This window comes from Pseudomonas sp. UF-293 (genome assembly GCF_058245595.1).
On the sequence record NZ_JBSICA010000034.1, the window covers coordinates 1 to 17,572 of the forward strand.

The 17,572-nt window shown below is 58.6% G+C and carries 17 protein-coding genes and 1 tRNA gene; 13 read left to right on the forward strand and 5 right to left on the reverse strand.

The genetic code is table 11. The annotated features are described in order from the left end of the window. Nucleotides 1-175 precede the first annotated feature (175 nt). From AC4IHP_RS24185 to AC4IHP_RS24205, 5 genes are all read left to right on the forward strand, one after another. Complete coding sequence (locus tag AC4IHP_RS24185) at nt 176-400, forward strand: hypothetical protein (protein WP_490832930.1); 225 nt, start codon at nt 176-178, stop codon at nt 398-400. Nucleotides 401-562: 162 nt separating this feature from the next. Next, nucleotides 563-3,394, forward strand: coding sequence for a xanthine dehydrogenase family protein molybdopterin-binding subunit (locus AC4IHP_RS24190; RefSeq protein WP_490832931.1), 2,832 nt, complete (start codon nt 563-565; stop codon nt 3,392-3,394). Then, nucleotides 3,387-3,926, forward strand: a complete 540-nt coding sequence (locus AC4IHP_RS24195; RefSeq protein ID WP_016773947.1) for a (2Fe-2S)-binding protein — start codon at nt 3,387-3,389, stop codon at nt 3,924-3,926. The genes AC4IHP_RS24190 and AC4IHP_RS24195 overlap by 8 nt, the downstream gene beginning before the upstream one ends. A gap of 2 nt (nt 3,927-3,928) precedes the next feature. Beyond that, complete coding sequence (locus AC4IHP_RS24200; protein ID WP_460117961.1) at nt 3,929-5,164, forward strand: c-type cytochrome; 1,236 nt, start codon at nt 3,929-3,931, stop codon at nt 5,162-5,164. Between the two features lies 1 nt (nt 5,165). Then, nucleotides 5,166-6,137 (forward strand): XdhC family protein, encoded by a 972-nt coding sequence (locus AC4IHP_RS24205; RefSeq protein WP_460117964.1) that lies wholly within the window; start codon nt 5,166-5,168, stop codon nt 6,135-6,137. A 43-nt stretch (nt 6,138-6,180) separates the two neighbouring features. Here the strand turns inward: AC4IHP_RS24205 and AC4IHP_RS24210 are convergent, their stop codons facing one another. Then, nucleotides 6,181-7,464: an NAD(P)/FAD-dependent oxidoreductase gene (locus AC4IHP_RS24210; protein ID WP_490832932.1), complete on the reverse strand. Its 1,284-nt coding sequence runs from the start codon at nt 7,462-7,464 to the stop codon at nt 6,181-6,183. 183 nt (nt 7,465-7,647) lie between these two features. Between AC4IHP_RS24210 and AC4IHP_RS24215 the strand changes: the two genes are divergently transcribed. Together AC4IHP_RS24215 and AC4IHP_RS24220 are read left to right on the forward strand one after the other, a co-directional pair. After that, nucleotides 7,648-7,724, forward strand: a tRNA-Val gene (locus tag AC4IHP_RS24215). 462 nt (nt 7,725-8,186) lie between these two features. After that, the gene (locus AC4IHP_RS24220) at nt 8,187-8,642 is read left to right on the forward strand and encodes a DUF2214 family protein (RefSeq protein ID WP_490832933.1); all 456 of its coding nucleotides are present in this window, start codon (nt 8,187-8,189) and stop codon (nt 8,640-8,642) included. 217 nt (nt 8,643-8,859) lie between these two features. Here the strand turns inward: AC4IHP_RS24220 and csrA are convergent, their stop codons facing one another. Continuing rightward, nucleotides 8,860-9,054, reverse strand: coding sequence for a carbon storage regulator CsrA (csrA, locus tag AC4IHP_RS24225; RefSeq protein ID WP_003179932.1), 195 nt, complete (start codon nt 9,052-9,054; stop codon nt 8,860-8,862). A 250-nt stretch (nt 9,055-9,304) separates the two neighbouring features. Here csrA and AC4IHP_RS24230 point away from each other — a divergent pair, with 250 nt between their 5' ends. Continuing rightward, entirely contained in the window at nt 9,305-9,673 is a 369-nt protein-coding gene (locus AC4IHP_RS24230) for an SPOR domain-containing protein (protein ID WP_460117973.1), read from the forward strand. A gap of 86 nt (nt 9,674-9,759) precedes the next feature. Here the strand turns inward: AC4IHP_RS24230 and AC4IHP_RS24235 are convergent, their stop codons facing one another. The 3 genes from AC4IHP_RS24235 to AC4IHP_RS24245 all read right to left on the reverse strand — a co-directional run bounded on the left by AC4IHP_RS24235 (nt 9,760) and on the right by AC4IHP_RS24245 (nt 12,009). Beyond that, nucleotides 9,760-10,449 (reverse strand): endonuclease, encoded by a 690-nt coding sequence (locus AC4IHP_RS24235; RefSeq protein WP_024012402.1) that lies wholly within the window; start codon nt 10,447-10,449, stop codon nt 9,760-9,762. Between the two features lie 4 nt (nt 10,450-10,453). Then, complete coding sequence (locus tag AC4IHP_RS24240) at nt 10,454-10,723, reverse strand: DUF1654 domain-containing protein (RefSeq protein WP_016774035.1); 270 nt, start codon at nt 10,721-10,723, stop codon at nt 10,454-10,456. A 197-nt stretch (nt 10,724-10,920) separates the two neighbouring features. Then, the gene (locus tag AC4IHP_RS24245; protein WP_490832934.1) at nt 10,921-12,009 is read right to left on the reverse strand and encodes an asparaginase; all 1,089 of its coding nucleotides are present in this window, start codon (nt 12,007-12,009) and stop codon (nt 10,921-10,923) included. 334 nt (nt 12,010-12,343) lie between these two features. Between AC4IHP_RS24245 and AC4IHP_RS24250 the strand changes: the two genes are divergently transcribed. The 5 genes from AC4IHP_RS24250 to AC4IHP_RS24270 all read left to right on the forward strand — a co-directional run bounded on the left by AC4IHP_RS24250 (nt 12,344) and on the right by AC4IHP_RS24270 (nt 17,552). Further along, nucleotides 12,344-12,790: a hypothetical protein gene (locus AC4IHP_RS24250; protein ID WP_460117980.1), complete on the forward strand. Its 447-nt coding sequence runs from the start codon at nt 12,344-12,346 to the stop codon at nt 12,788-12,790. Between the two features lie 199 nt (nt 12,791-12,989). Beyond that, a complete protein-coding gene (locus AC4IHP_RS24255; RefSeq protein ID WP_460117983.1) occupies nt 12,990-13,946 on the forward strand; it encodes a sugar ABC transporter substrate-binding protein in 957 nt (318 codons plus the stop codon). A 55-nt stretch (nt 13,947-14,001) separates the two neighbouring features. Then, nucleotides 14,002-15,555, forward strand: coding sequence for a sugar ABC transporter ATP-binding protein (locus AC4IHP_RS24260; RefSeq protein ID WP_490832935.1), 1,554 nt, complete (start codon nt 14,002-14,004; stop codon nt 15,553-15,555). After that, nucleotides 15,552-16,529, forward strand: coding sequence for an ABC transporter permease (locus AC4IHP_RS24265; RefSeq protein ID WP_039762079.1), 978 nt, complete (start codon nt 15,552-15,554; stop codon nt 16,527-16,529). Before AC4IHP_RS24260 ends, AC4IHP_RS24265 begins: the two co-directional genes overlap by 4 nt. A gap of 3 nt (nt 16,530-16,532) precedes the next feature. Beyond that, complete coding sequence (locus AC4IHP_RS24270; protein ID WP_490832936.1) at nt 16,533-17,552, forward strand: LacI family DNA-binding transcriptional regulator; 1,020 nt, start codon at nt 16,533-16,535, stop codon at nt 17,550-17,552. Nucleotides 17,553-17,572 lie beyond the last annotated feature (20 nt).

Below are 17,572 nucleotides of genomic sequence, written 5' to 3' on the forward strand. Positions count from 1 at the left end.
GCGGTAGTTCAGTCGGTTAGAATACCGGCCTGTCACGCCGGGGGTCGCGGGTTCGAGTCCCGTCCGCTGCGCCATATCTGTTTCAAGGACCACTGAACGCCTTGAAACGCCGAAACCAGCCATTGGCTGAATCGGATCGATAGCAAAAACCCTGGTCGAAAGGCCGGGGTTTTTTGTGTCTGAAATTTGGCTATTCCTCTTCCTCTCTCCTGAAGCCAATGCAAATCCTGTGGGAACGAGCCTGCTCGCGAAAGCGCCGGCACATTCAAAATCTGTATTGCCTGGAAAACCCTTTCGCGAGCAGGCTCGCTCCCACATAGGCACGCTCTGTCATCTCGGCGGATCGGATGCGGTGCCGCGTCGCATTGATTTTTTTGATTATTTAGTCAGGTTTTTGTAACTGGTTGTTTGCTGCGGGCGCAGAAACCTTTAAAGTTAACCTTTCGGTCAGCTTTGCACTGTCAACACAGCTCTTTGCTTCGCCAGAAAGAGCTTCTGCACGACTCGAGATTCCCAGTAGATAACCACAAGGGCGGACCTATAACCGCCCAGAGGATGATCCATGTCCAACCGTGAAATATCCCGGCGCTCGTTCCTTCAGGGCGGGCTGGTGGCGGGTGTGAGCGTTACGCTTACGCCGCTCAGCAGTCAGGCGCTGGCTGCCTTGATGGAAAACAGCGTCACCGTGCCGTCCGAAAAATGGCTCGGCAATAACGGCAAGGCGCGGCAACGCAATGATGCCCTGTCCAAGGTCTGCGGCAGCAAGGTCTTCGCCCGCGACATCCGCGCCAAGGACATGCCCGGCTGGCCTGAGCAACAGGGCCACGCGATGCTGCTGAAAACCATCAAGGCCGACCGTATTTACGCAGGCTACGACCTGTCGTGGCTCGGTGCCGATCTGCAGCCGGACCGTATCGTCACCGCTGCCGATCTGGACAAGGACGGTATCGTCTTCCCCGAAGAGCACGCGCCTGATCCATTGCTGCCCGAAGGCAAAGTGCCGATGTTCATCGGTCACCCGGTAGCGATTCTGATCTGGAACGACTTTGAGCGTTTCCGTCAGGCCAAGAATCAACTCAAATTCAATGACAAAGCGATTCGTTACGGCGCCACAGTGCCGTTCTACGAAGGCGATCCCTACGGCAGCTTCCGCTACGTGCGCGTCGGTGGCGCGACATCGGCGGACGAAGACGAGTTCGCCAGCCTCAAGGATTCGATCCTGTTCCCGATGCTGAAAAACCGCCGTCCGGTGTGGAATGCATCGCCGAACCTGCATGGCAACCTCACCGAGCGCGGGCTGTTCTACGCCGACCGCATGAAGCAGGAAATCGACACGCCGCCAGACAACTGGCTGGTCTTCGATGAGCGCTACAAAACCCCGTCGATCGAACCGGCTGCCCTCGAGCCGGACAACGGCAACGGCTGGTACGACCCGAAAACCAAAACCCTGCATTTCGTCGTGGCGACGCAATGCCCACTGGAAGTCGCGACCGAGACCGCGAAGATGATCGGGCCGTCGCGTTTCGGCCTGGCCAACCTGAACATGCATCCGGGCTATACCGTCGGCTATGGCTCCAAAGACCACAACATTTTCGTCTACTACGCAGCCTTGGCCGCGCTGTACGGCGCCGGTGTGCCGGTGCGTCTGGCCAACGACCGCTACGAGCAATTCCAGAGCGGCATCAAGCGTCACCCGTTCGACATCCGCTACCAGTTGGCCGTGGACAAGAACGACTACACCTTCAAGATCTTCCGCGCGGAAATGAGCGTGGACGGCGGCGGTCGGGTCAACTACAGCCCATCGGTGGCGGCGGTTGGAGCCACGGCTGCGCAGTCGATCTACTACATGCCACAGAACGATCTGCAGGTCACGGCGTACCACTCGCGCGCGGTCGAGGCGGGTTCGATGCGCGGTTACGGCACTCTGCAAAGCATGGCGGCCACCGAAATGATGGTCGACGAGATCGCCAATCGTCTGGGTGTCGACGCTATCGATTTGCGCCGCAGGAATGCCCTGCGTTCCGGTATGAAAAACACCCAGGGTGCAATCCCGGCCGGTGCACTGCGCCTGCATGAAATCCTCGACAAGGCCTCGGTGCACGAAGTCTGGAAAAACCGCGACACGATCAAGCAACAACGTGAAGCTGCAGACCCGGATAACTGGTACGGCGTCGGTTTCGCCATTTGCCAGAAAGACTTCGGCACTGGCTCCGAAGCGCCGATGGCCAGCATCGAATTCACCGCAGACGGGCGCATCACTCTGCGCCACATCGGTATCGAAATCGGTACCGGCATGTCCACCTCGCAAGCCTTGGTCGTCGCCGATTTCCTCGGCAGCCCGGCGCACGAGGTGAAGACCGGTGAAACCGAATGGCAGGAAATGCAGCTGATCACCAGCGGCAACCCTTACATCATGAGTCAGGCCGAGCAGGACAATCTGCTGCGCAACCCGCGCTGGGTTGGCAAGCTGGCGTCGGCGTCTTCGGCGACCAACTCCGCCTATTACTTCAGCCATGCAACCCGTGAGGCGGCGCGCGTGCTGTTCAACCACGGTTTGTGGCCGGCGGCGCTGGAGATCTGGCGCCAAGGTCCGTACGGCGGGCAGGCCAACCCTTACGTGGTGCGCCGTGAAGATGCGCATTGGGTCGACGGCAAGCTGACCGCCAACGGCATGCAGCCGCTGAGTTTCGAAGAATTGGCCAAACGCGCCCACGAACGCGGTCTGGTGACGGGCGCCACGGTGCACGGTTTCAACCGTTGGAGTTGGGCCGAGGCCGAGTACAGCATCGACGGCGTGCGCGAGCGCCTGCCGCTTGATGGTCTGGCGGTGAAGTATGGCGACGGCGCGCCGCAAGCGAAGAAGGCGCAGATGAACAGTGCTGGCTTCCACCTGCTCGATCGGCAGAACGTCAACTACCCGGTAGTCCAGCTGAACAACGCTGCCGTGACCTATTACAGTCCGGTCGCGACGCTGGTCGAGTTGAAGGTCAATAAAGGCTCGGCGGAAGTCCAGGTGCTCAACCACCATTCGTGGGTCGAGTGCGGCCGCGTGCTGGTGGAAGAGCTGGTCAAGGGCCAGCTCGAAGGTGGTATCGCCATGGGTATCGGTCATGCGCTTATGGAAGAGATGCCGCTGTACGAAGGTGGCCCGGGGGAGGGTGACTGGAACTTCAACCGTTACCGTTTGCCGATGGCACGTCACGTTGCGGTGTGGAAGCAGACTGCGGAGATCCTGCCGCCGCTGTCGCCGAGCGATCCGTCCAAGGGCATCGCGGAGGTGGTGATGATCCCGATTGTCGGCGCCATCGGTAACGCCGTGGCGCACGCCATCGGTAAACGTGTTCGTGACTTGCCTATCACCGCTGCGCGCATCAAGGAGGCCCTCAATGGCTAACCGTCCGCTTCAACTGACCCTCAATGGTCAATCCGTCGGCCCGGTGGACATCCCTGATGACCTGCCGATGATCGACTACCTGCACGAATACAAAAACCTCACAGGCTCGCGGCTGGGCTGCGGTCAGGGGATCTGCCACGCCTGCGTGGTGATCGTCGATAACCCCGACGGCACCAGCGAAGAAGTGCGCACCTGCATCACCGGTGCGCATTACTTCGAGGGCAAGAAAGTCCGCACTATCGAAGGCCATGCCACTCGCGACGAGCAGGGCCAGGTCACTGAGCTCAATCCGATCCAGCAGCGCTTTGTCGACGAGTTCGCCTTCCAGTGCAGCTATTGCGCGCCAGGCTTCGTCAACGCCGCGACCGTGTTGGTCGAGAAGCTGCAGCGCCAGCCGATCGTCAAAAGTCAGCTGGAACAGGTGATCGAGGACAGCCTCGGCCATCACGTCTGCCGCTGCACCGGGTACGTGCGTTATTACAACGCCACGCGCAACGTGCTGACCGATCTCGGCCTGGTCAAGGAGGGTTGAGCATGAAGCGTTTACTGACCCGCTTGGCCCTCGCGGTCGGCGTCGCTGCGCCAGTGTTTTTTGCCCACGCCGAGGATCAGGTCAAGCGCGGCGAATACCTCGCCCGCGCCGCCGACTGCATGGCTTGCCACACCGCTCCGGGTGGCGCGCCGTATGCCGGCGGCCTGCCGATCGTCTCGCCATTCGGCACGATCTACGGCACCAACATCACCCCGAGCAAAGAGCACGGCATCGGTCTGTACAATGATGACGAGTTCTTCGCTGCGTTGACCGAAGGCAAACGGCGCGACGGTGCGAACCTGTATCCAGCGATGCCGTACACCTCGTATCACCTGATGCCGCGCGCCGATTCCGATGCGATTCACGCGTATCTGAAAACCATCGAGCCGATCGAACGCGCCGCACCGGTGACCAGCCTGAGCTTTCCGTTCAACGTGCGTCTGGGCCTGACCGGCTGGAACATGCTCTACGGCAAAGAGGTCAAACTGGAACCCGCCGAGGGCAAAAGTGCGGCGTGGAAGCGTGGCCAGTACATGGTCGACGTTCTCGGTCACTGCGGTGAATGTCACACGCCACGCGGTCTGCCCGGCGCGATGCAAATGGACAAGCGCATGACCGGCGGCATCCTCAATGGCTATCTGGCACCGAGCCTGCTGGCTACCGACCTGGCCGCGCGCGGCTGGAATCAGCAGGATCTGAGTACGTTTCTCAAGCACGGCATGAGCGCGCAAGGGACGATGTTCAATGAGATGTTCCCGGTGTTTCACAACAGCACTCAAGGTCTGAGCGATGCTGATCTGGCGGCAATGGCGACGTTCCTGCTTGGCGAGCAACCGCCGCCAGCCAAAGAGCTCGTCGAGGTGCCGTTTGACAAGCTCAGCCCGAGTGCGCAGCGCGGCCGTCAGGAATACCTGAACGTCTGCGCCGGTTGCCACGCCGCTGGCGGTGAAGGCAAGCCGCACATTGCGGTGGCCATGCGCGGCAACACCACGTTGCGTCTGGAAGATCCGCGCAACCTGTTGCGAGTGATTGAGGACGGCATCGGCGAACAGAAGTTCTCAGGGTTCGAGCACATGCAGCCGATGCCGGGTTTTGCTGAAAAGCTCAATCCTGAGCAATTGACCGATCTGCTCAACTACCTGCGTCAGGGTTGGGGCGGGCAGAGCGCTGAACTGGCGGTGAGCGAAGTGCAGAAGCTGCAAGCCGACGCGCCGAGCGTCGAGCACAAGGCCCACTGATATGCAGCATCTCGATCTGCAAGTGGTGCGTCGAGCGCTGGAATGGTCGGTGGCCGGGCAGCGAATCTGGCTGTGCACGGTGCTCACCGCTTACGGCTCGGCACCTCGCGCACCGGGTTCGCTGCTCGCGGTGAACGAAGGCGGGCAGTGGGTCGGTTCGCTGTCGGGCGGTTGCGTCGAGGAGGATTTTCTTGAGCGCGTCGCCGAAGGTGCATTTCTCGAAGCGGTCAGCGTTGTGCGTTACGGCGAAGGCGATGATCCGCGCTCGCGGGTCAGTCTGCCTTGTGGCGGCATTCTCGATGTGTTGGTGGAGAAACTTGACGCCGACTGCGCGGTGCAGGCGCATCTGCGTGAACTGGAATCGGCGCTGCTGGGTCAGCGTCGGCTGCTTCGCGAAGTCGATCTGGCCAGCGGTGCGCGCGCTCTGTTTGCTGATCGCGAGCAGGGTGCGCGGATCGAGCGTGAGATCGATCGGGTGCGCATCCGTATCGGTGCCGCACAGCGTTTGTTGCTCGCTGGCTACTCCAGTGTGGCGCAGGCCTGTGCCGAGTTCGCGGTAGGGCTCGGCTTCGAAGTGATTCTCTGCGATCCGCGTGATGAAGTGCTTGAAGGTGTGGTGCTCAATGGCGTGGAGATCCGTCGGCAGTTGCCTTCGGTGTTCATTGCCGACGGTGGCTGCCATCGCGACACAGCAGTGGTGGCGCTGACCCACGATCCGCGTATCGACGATCTGGCGATGATGGAAGCGGTGCGCACCGAGGCGTTTTACATCGGTGTGATGGGATCGCAGCAGACGTCGCAAAAGCGCTTCGAGCGCTTGCGCCGCATTGGCGGTCTGGGTGAGGCGGAGCTGGCGCGGATTCATGCGCCGATCGGCCTCAACCTCGGCAGCAAGACGCCGGCGGAAATTGCGCTGGCGGTGCTGGCGGATATCCTGCGGATTCGCAGCGGGATCGCTCGGGACCAATTGTAAGTGCTACGCGTAAACAAAAAGGGCCGCAATGTGCGGCCCTTTTTTACATCCCGAATTTGTCGCGCAGCCCGTAATACCAGGCGCCCAGCGCGGCAAACGGAGTGCGCAGCAATTGCCCGCCGGGAAAAGGATAGTGCGGCAGGTCGGCAAAGGCATCGAAACGCTCCGCCTGGCCGCGCAACGCTTCTGCGAGGACCTTGCCCGCCAAATGCGTGTAGGTGACGCCATGACCGCTGCAGCCCTGCGAGTAATAGATGTTGTCGCCCAGGCGTCCGACCTGCGGCAAGCGCGACAGGGTCAGCAAAAAGTTGCCGGTCCAGGCGTAGTCGATCTTCACGTCTTTGAGTTGCGGGAAAGCCTTGAGCATCTTCGGGCGGATGATCGCTTCGATGTTCGCCGGGTCGCGAGCGCCATAAACCACGCCGCCGCCGAAGATCAAGCGTTTGTCGGCGGTCAGACGGTAGTAGTCGAGGAGATAGTTGCAGTCCTCTACGCAGTAATCCTGCGGCAGCAATGCTTTCGCCAGCTCGTCACCCAGTGGCTCGGTAGTGATCACTTGAGTGCCGCACGGCATTGATTTGGCCGCCAGTTCCGGCACCAGATTGCCGAGGTAGGCATTGCCGGCGACGATGATGAACCTGGCCCTGACCTTGCCTTGCGGTGTATGCACAACCGAATTGGCACCGCGCTCGATGCGCACGGCAGGTGATTGCTCATAGATAGTGCCGCCGAGAGACTCGACTGCCGCCGCTTCACCGAGCGCCAGGTTCAGCGGATGGATGTGGCCGCCGCTCATATCGAGCATGCCGCCGACGTATTGATCGCAACCCACCACTTCGCGAATGCGGCGTTGATCCATCAATTCCAGCTGGGTGTGGCCGAAACGTTCCCACAGACGTTTCTGTGATTCCAGGTGACCCATTTGTTTTTCGGAAAGGGCTGCGAATACGCCGCCGTCTTTCAGGTCGCACTGGATGTTGTATTTGGCCACGCGCTCGCGAATGATCCGGCCACCTTCGAAGGCCATCTCGCCCAGCAGTTGCGCCTGCTTGGGGCCGACGGTGCGTTCGATGACATCAATGTCGCGGCTATAACTGTTGACGATCTGTCCGCCGTTACGCCCCGAAGCGCCAAAACCGACTTTAGCCGCTTCCAGTACCGTCACGCGCAAGCCGTTTTCCAGCAGGAACAAAGCAGAGGAAAGCCCGGTATACCCGGCGCCGATCACACAGACGTCCGTCTCCACATCATCCTGCAGTACAGGACGGGGCGGTACGGCATTGGCCGACGCAGCGTAATAAGACTCTGGGTATTGGGTGTTTGCCATCCTGCCGCCTCTGTTTAATATATTTTACGAGTGCGTCGATCCTACCCGAGTTGAAAAACCTCCGCCAGCCACCGAAAAATCTTCGTCGCTGAGCCGAAATTAAATATTTTGCATATTCATAGGGTTAGGTGAAAAAAAGGTGTTGACACCCCTCCGGAATTCCGTAGAATGCCGCCTCACAGCAGGCACGTAGCTCAGTTGGTTAGAGCACCACCTTGACATGGTGGGGGTCGTTGGTTCGAGTCCAATCGCGCCTACCAAACAAAATCCGCTCTGCTGGGCGGTCTAGAAGGGCTCACCGAAAGGTGGGCCCTTTTTTGTTGTCTGCGATTTATTCCGCGTCGTTCCCAGTCATTTCCGCCTCGCTCTGTTCAACTCTCCTTCCATTACTGTTTGCGCAAAATGATCAAGCGCCATTTTGGTGCGTTCCTCTTTCATGTAGTCGTTGAAAACATCTGAATATCCAAAGGCTTACAGCTCTTTTTCTCCAACCGGTTATCGAAAAAGCCTTGTTGCATGTTGGGAATTTAAGTAACATCCGTTCCGCGTTCACCACCACGGTTTATGCATTTTTAAATCCCAAGCTTCCATCAGCTGCTTGGGATTTTTTTTGCCTGCGATTTGGCGTTTGGCATCTGTCTCGCCGCCACCTCCAAGCGAGGCCCCGCTTTTTCGTCTACTACTGATTGGCCGAAGTCATCTCTCTATAAAGGAGTGCATCGATGCTGGGTCAGTGGATTCTTGCGGCTATTCACCTATTCGCATTTGCCCTCGCGTTCTGGGCGGTGCTGACGCGCGGCAGTGCGTTCGGCCGGCTCTCGGCGGGTACTGGAGACATCAAGCGCGTTCTGCTCGCGGATAACCTGTGGGGGCTTTCAGCTTTGACGCTATTGGTTACCGGTGGGATGCGTGCGTTTGGTGGGTACGAGAAGGGTGCTGACTATTACCTGCATCAACCACTGTTTCACCTGAAGATGACGCTGTTCGTGCTGATCCTTTTCATGGAGCTTGCACCAATGATCACGCTGATCAAATGGCGCATCGCATCATCACGCGGGATGGAGCTTGATACCGGACGTGCGAAGTTGTTTGCGCGAATCAGTCATGTTGAAGCGCTGCTGCTGATCTTGATGATGGTCGCGGCAAGAGGCATGGCGCGTGGGGTGATAATCGCTTAGAGGGCGAAATTCTCCGCGCTCTATCGGAAACGTCCGACAGCCAGCCCCCGAGGTGAAAGGTAATATCGGCGCAACAGAGGAGGGGGTGAAAGTGAAGGGAATCTGCATGCTTCAGGCGCCGTGCCCAGCGGGGGAATTGCGGATGGCTAAACGGCGCGTGAATCTTTAGCCAGTCTTGCGCGGCGGCAAAAGGACTGGCTACGTGAGGCGGTGTGGCTCAGGGGGTTTGCGGCTTGTCCGGAGCGGTCAGGCCGGCCTGGATGCGTTGGTAAATTTCTTCACGGTGCACTGCCACGTTTTTCGGAGCGTTGATGCCGATGCGGACCTGTTGGCCGCTGACTCCGAGGATGGTGATCGTGATGTCATCACCAATGTTTATGCTTTCACCGACTTTGCGGGTGAGTATCAGCATGGTCTTCTCCTTGATTGCTTTGTAGGGCACCTGATTCAGACAGTGCAGAGGTCGGTGGTATCTATAGATTAGTGCGAAGTCTCACGGTTTGGGTGCCTCTTTCTGACGCGCAGATGTGGCATTAATTCCCAGGGCGTAACTATACAGAGGCTGCAATCATCATTCTCGTTGTTTTGTGCCCATTTTGCGGGGCTCGCGAAGTATTTATGAATGATAAGATCGCCGCTTTACGAATTCCGAGGAAAGCGTTGTGCGCAAATTGGTTTGGCTGGTAGCGGCACTGGCATTGGCAGGCTGCGGTGAAGGCAAGAATGTAGATGCGCCAAAGCCTGAGACGAAGGTCGCGGCAGCGCCGGTGGCGGCCGCTGCGCCACAGTGGGATCTGGAAGTGCGCGGCGAAACGCCTCAGGCCGTCAGTGACCTGAGTGGCTGGTTGATCGAGCACGCTTTCGTTCCGACGGTCGTCAAGGATGGCAACGGTAAAACACGCATTCTGATCGGTCCTTTCAATTCCCAGGCTGACGCCGAAGCGCGCAAGGTGCAGGTGGATGCGGCGTTGGTAAAAGCCAAGAAACAAAATATTGAATCGGTGGTAATTGAGCATCCGCTCACGCCATAAACGTAGCGCTTTCAACGCTGGTTGAACGCGGAAAATGAAAAAGGCCCCGAGCATAACGCTCGGGGCCTTTTCTATTCGTGCTGTGATTAACCGCAGGCTTTCAGATTCACCGAGCCGACAAACTCATTGCCGCGCCCCATCACGCAGGCCACGCTCTGGTTGCGCTGACGTTCCCAGTCCTGCACTGGATAGGTCTTGTCCCACGCTTCGTACAACTGCCGATCCTGCTTCGATAGACGCAGGCCGTATTGTTTGCTCATATAAAAATAGGTGCGGGCGATCATGCCGCGAATCGATGGGCGGGGCATGACCTTCTTCGCTTTGAAATCGACCTGGGTCAGGCAGGAGCCGTATTGGCCCGATTGTACCGGCAACCAGCCGTAACTGAAGTTGCTGCGGTCACCGTTGACCTCACCAATGCTCGGTACCAGGTTATGCAAATCTGCTTCGGCCTTTTGATAAACCGGATCGTACCGGGTGCAGTTCTTGCGTCCGCCTTGTTGCCAGCACTGTCGTTGATGCCCGATCTGCCAGGCCGGCACGATGTGCTCCCATTCGATCCTCGATGCGCGTTTGGCGTTCTTGCGCGGCACATAACCGCAAGCCTTCAGATCGACCTTGTTACCGGTGTACTTGCAGCCGCAATAAAACTCGGTGGACTGCGGTGCATAAAGTTTCCACGCAGCTTTCTTGGCTTCGGAAAAGGTTCGTGGGGCGCCAGCCTGGGCGCCCATGGCGAAAAACAACAACAGCAAAGCAACACAGCGGACACTCATTGAATCAATCTTCCTTCGGCACAACCCAAAAAATCTGCACGCCACCGTCATCGCGATAAGCGAGGGTAACGTTGTCGTTCTCGTCGATTTCCTCGAGCAAGCGCTCCCAGTCGTCCATCGGCTCATCCGGCAAGCGGAAAATCAGTGCGGCTTTGGCTTTTTGTGCGGTGGGGGAGTTGATGATTTTCTGAACGCGCATACCCATGCGTTCGTAAGCGTCAGGAGCAGCAGGAGAGGTGGCCACGAGGTTATCCTTATTAAGCTGTACGTGCATACAGTATTTAACTGTAAGCGATTTCGCAACTGCTTAAAATTCAAGAAAATCCTCTGACAGCAGGTTTCCGGTTTTGGTGTAAGGCTTGGCGAGTTTTTGTGGGAGAAATGCTTGGAGGATGTAAGCGAGTCACCACCTGCCAAGTCCGGCAGGTGGTGAACAATTGCCCGATCGAGAACTGATCAGGCGAAGGTCAATCAATATTCCCAGAACATCCGTTGCAGTTCTTTGCTGTCGTTGGTCTTGGTCAGCGCGACCATCGCCAGGATGCGAGCTTTTTGCGGGTTCAGATCGTGAGCGACAACCCAGTCGTATTTGTCGTCAGGCTGTTCGGCGTTGCGCAGGACAAAACCGCCGGCGTTGACGTGGGACGAACGAATGATCTGCACGCCATCCTTGCGCAGTGCTTGCAGGGACGGGACCACGCGGGAAGATACCGAACCGTTGCCAGTGCCCGCGTGGATGATCGCTTTGGCACCGGATTGGGCGAGTGCCTTGTAGGCGGTATCGCTGACATTGCCGTATGAGTAGGCAATTTCTACGTCAGGCAGGCTCTTGATGTCTTTGATGTCGAATTCCGAATCCATGGTGTGACGCTTGGCCGGCAGGCGGAACCAGTAGGATTTGCCTTCGACCACCATGCCCAGCGGGCCCCAGGCACTTTTGAATGCCTCGGTCTTGATGTTGATCATTTTGCTGACGTCGCGACCGGACTGGATCTCGTCGTTCATGGTCACCAGCACACCTTTGCCGCGCGCTTCTTTGCTGCTCGCCACGGCGACGGCGTTGTACAGGTTGAGCATGCCGTCTGCCGACATGGCAGTGCCCGGGCGCATCGAGCCGACGACGATGATTGGCTTGTCGGTCTTTTCGACCAGGTTCAGGAAGTAGGCGGTTTCTTCCAGGGTGTCTGTGCCGTGGGTAATGACGATACCGTCGACGTCCTTGCTATCAGCCAGCTCGGAAACGCGACGACCCAATTGCAGCAGATTGTCGTTAGTGATGCTTTCCGAAGCGATCTGCATGACTTGTTCGCCACGCACATTGGCCAGTTTGCTCAGCTCGGGAATGCCGGCGATCAGTTGTTCGACACCGACTTTCGCTGCCTGGTAAGTGGCGCTGTTGGCAGCGCTTGCGCCAGCGCCGGCGATGGTGCCGCCCGTGGCGAGGACAACGACGTTGGCCAGTTTGGTCTGGGTTGCGACTTCTTTTGCCTGAAGGGCAGTAGGCAGGAGCAGGAGGAGGGCCAATGCGCCCGGAACCAAGGTATTGAAAGCAGATTTCATTATTTTTCTCTCTAGTCGTGAGACGGTGCTGATGCAGGTTCATCTAGATGCGCCCCGAGCCGATCTGAATGCTCGAGGTGCACGGGAGGGAGCAGGATTCATACCATGCGTAATGTGCTGGCGGAAAATGTTTAACCCGATGATTTAAATCAACATTTTTCGAAAGCTGGAGCATCGTTGAGGAGCGATCCATCCGGGATTCCGAACGACAGGAGGATTCGTGTTCGGCTCGCCGATAGGCGATCTCTGAAAAACGGGCGGGTGACAATTCCTGCTAAAGAAATGTGCGCCCAGGCCGATGCGTCCTCAAGGAAACCACTTTTCAGGAGTTCACATGTCACTTACGGTCGGTTTTGCCAATCCCGCTGCAGTTACCATCGGCGGTAAGACTGCAGCGACGATCAACACCCTGAACGACGCGACCAAAGAGGCATCGGCGCAGGCGCTGGGTTCCGAGAAAACCGAAACAAATCAGGTCAGAACCGGTGGCGGTCCTGTTCAGGAAGACAGCAAGGCCGAGAGCGGTGGCAATCAGAGCGTCACGGTCAAGACGTTACTCAAGCGCATGCAGGAGTTGCAGAAGCAACTTCAGGAACAACAGCAGCAACTGGCAGCAGCGCAGGCGGCGAGTTATCCGACTCCGGAAGCCAAGTCCCAGGCGATCATGTCCATCCAGGGACAGATCGCGCAGACCAGCGCGGCAATGACGGAAGTCGCGGGCGCATTGGTGAAGGAAATGTCCAAGGGCGCCAGCGGGGGGCTGGTCAACACCACTGCGTGATCTATCGATTGGGCGAGTCAGCGATTCGCCCTACAACAAATGACGATTTCTGATTGTTGACAAATGTCGGCTGGATTCTCATAGTTCGGTCTACGCAAACGTTTGCGCGGCTTTAACGGGGCAGATGTCCATCCAGCCGTGACGTAGCTTACGTCAGCGCAAATGTTGCTCACAATAATCATAAGATCGGAGTGAACCCATGAAGCTGCCATTCGCCGCACGTCTTCTTGCTGTCGCTATGCTGGCTGCCACAGCCGCCGCACTACCTGTCTCCTCGGCGTTCGCCGAATCCGCAGAAAAACCCAAAGTCGCGCTGGTCATGAAATCTTTGGCCAACGAATTCTTCCTGACCATGGAAGACGGCGCCAAGGCCTACCAGAAAGAACATTCCGCCGATTTCGATCTGATCTCCAACGGTATCAAAGACGAAACCGACACCGCCGGCCAGACTCGCATCGTCGAACAAATGATCCTGGCCAAGGTGAATGCACTGGTGATCGCGCCTTCTGACTCCAAGGCCATGGTGCCAGTGATCAAGAAGGCCGTGGACGCCGGTATCACGGTGATCAACATCGACAATCAGCTCGATCCCGCCGTGGTCAAAAGCAAAAATATCAACGTGCCGTTCGTAGGTCCGGACAACCGCAAAGGCGCACGCCTGGTCGGCGAATACCTGGCCAAGCAACTGAAGGCGGGCGACCAGGTCGGTATCATCGAAGGCGTGTCCACCACCACCAACGCGCAGGCACGCACGGCCGGTTTCAAGGACGCGATGGACGCCGCACAGATCAAAGTAGTCTCGCTGCAATCCGGTGACTGGGAAATCGACAAGGGCAACAAGGTTGCGGCTTCGATCCTCAGTGAATACCCGGACGTCAAAGCTCTGCTGGCTGGTAACGACAGCATGGCGGTCGGCGCCGTTTCCGCAGTCCGTGCCGCCGGCAAGGCTGGCCAGGTTCAGGTCGTAGGTTACGACAACATCAACGCGATCAAGCCGATGCTCAAAGACGGTCGTGTGTTGGCGACAGCTGACCAGTTTGCTGCGAAACAAGCAGTGTTCGGCATCGAAACCGCACTGAAAATCATCAAGGGCGAGAAAGTCGACAGCGGTGCCAACGGCGTGATCGAAACACCGGTCGAGCTGGTCACCAAGTAAGTCATCCGGCGACACAACGGCGCTCGTCCGACCGGGCGAGCGCATGGAGATTCCTATGTCAGTTTCCGCCCCGACCGCTGTCCTCTCGGTCAGCGGTATCGGCAAGACCTATGCGCAACCGGTGCTCACCGGCATCGATCTGACGCTGATGCGCGGTGAAGTACTGGCGCTGACCGGCGAAAATGGTGCCGGCAAAAGTACCCTGTCGAAGATCATTGGCGGTCTGGTCACGCCCACTACTGGCCAGATGCAATTCCACGGCAAGGACTATCGTCCGGGCAGCCGTACCCAGGCTGAAGAGCTTGGCGTGCGCATGGTCATGCAAGAACTCAATCTGTTGCCGACGCTGTCGGTGGCGGAAAACCTGTTTCTGGATAATCTGCCGAGCAGCGCGGGCTGGATCAGTCGCAAGCAGTTGCGCAAGGCGGCGATCGAAGCCATGGCGCAAGTCGGCCTCGATGCGATCGATCCGGACACACTGGTTGGCGAGTTGGGTATCGGTCATCAGCAGATGGTCGAAATCGCGCGCAACCTGATCGGTGATTGCCACGTGCTGATCCTCGATGAGCCGACCGCGATGCTTACGGCGCGCGAAGTCGAAATGCTCTTCGAGCAGATCACGCGTTTGCAGGCCCGTGGTGTTTCCATCATTTATATTTCCCACCGCCTCGAAGAACTGGCGCGGGTGGCGCAGCGTATTGCTGTGCTGCGTGATGGCAATCTGGTCTGCGTCGAGCCGATGGCCAACTACAACAGCGAGCAACTGGTCACCTTGATGGTCGGTCGCGAACTGGGTGAACACATCGATATGGGGTCGCGCAAGATCGGCGCTCCGGCGTTGACGGTCAAAGGCCTGACGCGTTCGGACAAAGTCCGCGACGTCTCCTTCGAAGTGCGTGCCGGGGAGATTTTCGGCATTTCCGGATTGATCGGGGCAGGGCGCACGGAGTTGCTGCGGCTGATATTCGGTGCCGATGCTGCCGACAGCGGCACCATCGCGCTCGGCTCGCCGGCCAAAGTCGTGAGTGTTCGTTCGCCTGTCGATGCCGTGCGCAATGGCATTGCTCTGATCACTGAGGATCGCAAGGGCGAAGGGCTGCTCCTCAGTCAGTCGATCAGCGCCAATATCGCCTTGGGCAACATGCCGGAAATCTCCAGTGGCGGTTTCGTCAACAACGGCGACGAAATCTCCCTGGCGCAGCGTCAGATCGAAGCCATGCGTATCCGCAGTTCGAGCCCGACGCAACTGGTCTCGGAACTGTCTGGTGGCAATCAGCAGAAGGTCGTGATCGGCCGCTGGCTGGAACGCGACTGCTCAGTGCTGCTGTTCGACGAGCCCACTCGCGGAATTGATGTCGGCGCCAAGTTCGACATTTACGGTTTGCTCGGTGAGTTGACCCGCCAGGGCAAGGCGTTGGTCGTGGTATCCAGTGACTTGCGTGAGTTGATGCTGATCTGCGACCGAATCGGCGTGCTTTCGGCGGGGCGTCTGATCGACACCTTCGAGCGCGACAGCTGGACCCAGGATGATTTGCTTGCCGCCGCATTCGCCGGCTACCAGAAACGTGATGCGTTGCTCAATGAAGCGGCGCCTAGGGATCTCCCATGAAAACTGCATCTTCTGCCAGTAAACGTAATGGCAATTTCTTCGGCCTGGGTACTTATCTTGGCCTGGCCGGGGCCTTGCTGGCGATGATTGCGCTGTTCTCGGTTCTGAGCAGCCATTTTCTCTCGTACAACACTTTCAGCACCCTGGCCAACCAGATTCCCGACCTGATGGTACTGGCGGTGGGCATGACCTTTGTGCTGATCATCGGCGGCATCGACCTGTCTGTCGGCTCGGTGCTGGCGTTGGCCGCATCGACCGTCAGCGTGGCGATTCTCGGTTGGGGCTGGAGCGTTTTGCCGGCGGCCCTGCTCGGCATGGCCGTAGCAGCGTTGGCCGGGACTATCACCGGTTCGATCACCGTGGCCTGGCGGATTCCGTCGTTCATCGTTTCCCTCGGGGTGCTGGAAATGGCCCGCGGTGTGGCGTATCAGATGACCGGGTCGCGTACTGCGTACATCGGCGATGCGTTCGCCTGGCTGTCGAATCCGATCGCGTTCGGCATTTCCCCGTCGTTCATCATCGCTTTGCTGGTTATCTTCATCGCGCAGGCGGTTTTGACTCGCACTGTATTCGGTCGCTACCTGATCGGCATCGGGACCAACGAAGAGGCGGTTCGTCTGGCCGGGATCAATCCCAAACCCTACAAGATTCTGGTGTTCAGCCTGATGGGCTTGCTGGCGGGTATCGCTGCGCTGTTTCAGATTTCGCGTCTGGAAGCGGCTGACCCGAACGCAGGCTCTGGCCTTGAACTGCAAGTGATCGCAGCGGTGGTTATCGGCGGCACCAGCCTGATGGGTGGTCGCGGTTCGGTGATCAGCACTTTCTTTGGCGTGTTGATCATTTCCGTGCTCGCGGCGGGTCTCGCGCAGATCGGTGCGACGGAGCCGACCAAGCGCATCATCACTGGCGCGGTAATCGTTATCGCTGTGGTGCTCGACACCTATCGCAGTCAACGCGCCAGTCGCCGGGGCTGAACCATGGCAACGATCAAGGATGTAGCGGCGCTCGCGGGCATTTCCTACACGACTGTGTCGCACGTGGTGAACAACACTCGCCCGGTCAGTCAGGAAGTGCGGCGCAAAGTCGAGGCGGCGATCAAAAGCCTCGACTACGTGCCCAGTGCCGTGGCGCGCTCGCTGAAAGCCAAGACCACCGCGACCATCGGTTTGCTGGTTCCGAATAGTCTCAACCCGTACTTCGCCGAACTGGCGCGCGGAATTGAGGATTACTGCGAGCGCAACGGTTACTGCGTGATCCTCTGTAACTCCGACGACAATCCGGACAAGCAGCGCAGTTATCTGCGCGTGTTGCTGGAAAAGCGCATCGACGGTTTGATCGTGGCCTCCGCCGGCGGTGACAGTGGTCTGGCGCAAGGGCTGGCGGGCGTGAAGACGCCGATGGTCATCGTTGACCGGGGCCTGGAAGGGGTAAATGCCGATCTGGTGCGCATCGATCACGAATACGGTGCTTATCTGGCAACCCGCCACCTGCTCGAGTTGGGGCATCGCGACATCGCCACCATCGGCGGTCCGGCCAGTACCAGCGTGGCGCAAATGCGTCAGGCCGGTTATTGCCGAGCGCTGCAAGAGGCGGGAATCGAGGTGCGCGAGGAGCGCATGCTGGAAAGTGACTTCACCAGCACCGGCGGTTACAACGCCGCTGCCCGGCTGCTCGAAAGCAATCCGCCCAGCGCAATTTTTGCCGGCAACGACATGATTGGCATCGGTGTGCTGCGCGCAGCAGCCGAACGTAACGTGCGGGTGCCGGCCGAGCTGTCGGTGATCGGCTTCGATGACATTCAGATGAGCCGTTATGTCTATCCGGCGCTGACCACGGTCGGCCAGTCAATCCTGCAACTGGGCGAGATGGCCGCCGAAGTGCTGTTGCGCAGAATTGCTGCGCCGGCCTCGGGCACCGATCAACGCATCGTGACCCCGAGCATTGTCCTGCGCGAATCGACCGCGCCGCTGTCCGGCGTGTTCACCGAATATCGCTGAAACCGAATTGATGAGTAGTG

Coding starts and splice junctions, on each gene's coding strand:
- AC4IHP_RS24190 (WP_490832931.1), top strand. CDS start 563: ATGTCCAACCGTGAAATATCCCGGCGCTCGTTCCTTCAGGGCGGGCTG.
- AC4IHP_RS24195 (WP_016773947.1), top strand. CDS start 3,387: ATGGCTAACCGTCCGCTTCAACTGACCCTCAATGGTCAATCCGTCGGC.
- AC4IHP_RS24200 (WP_460117961.1), top strand. CDS start 3,929: ATGAAGCGTTTACTGACCCGCTTGGCCCTCGCGGTCGGCGTCGCTGCG.
- AC4IHP_RS24205 (WP_460117964.1), top strand. CDS start 5,166: ATGCAGCATCTCGATCTGCAAGTGGTGCGTCGAGCGCTGGAATGGTCG.
- AC4IHP_RS24210 (WP_490832932.1), bottom strand. CDS start 7,464: ATGGCAAACACCCAATACCCAGAGTCTTATTACGCTGCGTCGGCCAAT.
- AC4IHP_RS24220 (WP_490832933.1), top strand. CDS start 8,187: ATGCTGGGTCAGTGGATTCTTGCGGCTATTCACCTATTCGCATTTGCC.
- csrA (WP_003179932.1), bottom strand. CDS start 9,054: ATGCTGATACTCACCCGCAAAGTCGGTGAAAGCATAAACATTGGTGAT.
- AC4IHP_RS24235 (WP_024012402.1), bottom strand. CDS start 10,449: ATGAGTGTCCGCTGTGTTGCTTTGCTGTTGTTGTTTTTCGCCATGGGC.
- AC4IHP_RS24240 (WP_016774035.1), bottom strand. CDS start 10,723: ATGCACGTACAGCTTAATAAGGATAACCTCGTGGCCACCTCTCCTGCT.
- AC4IHP_RS24245 (WP_490832934.1), bottom strand. CDS start 12,009: ATGAAATCTGCTTTCAATACCTTGGTTCCGGGCGCATTGGCCCTCCTC.
- AC4IHP_RS24250 (WP_460117980.1), top strand. CDS start 12,344: ATGTCACTTACGGTCGGTTTTGCCAATCCCGCTGCAGTTACCATCGGC.
- AC4IHP_RS24255 (WP_460117983.1), top strand. CDS start 12,990: ATGAAGCTGCCATTCGCCGCACGTCTTCTTGCTGTCGCTATGCTGGCT.
- AC4IHP_RS24260 (WP_490832935.1), top strand. CDS start 14,002: ATGTCAGTTTCCGCCCCGACCGCTGTCCTCTCGGTCAGCGGTATCGGC.
- AC4IHP_RS24265 (WP_039762079.1), top strand. CDS start 15,552: ATGAAAACTGCATCTTCTGCCAGTAAACGTAATGGCAATTTCTTCGGC.
- AC4IHP_RS24270 (WP_490832936.1), top strand. CDS start 16,533: ATGGCAACGATCAAGGATGTAGCGGCGCTCGCGGGCATTTCCTACACG.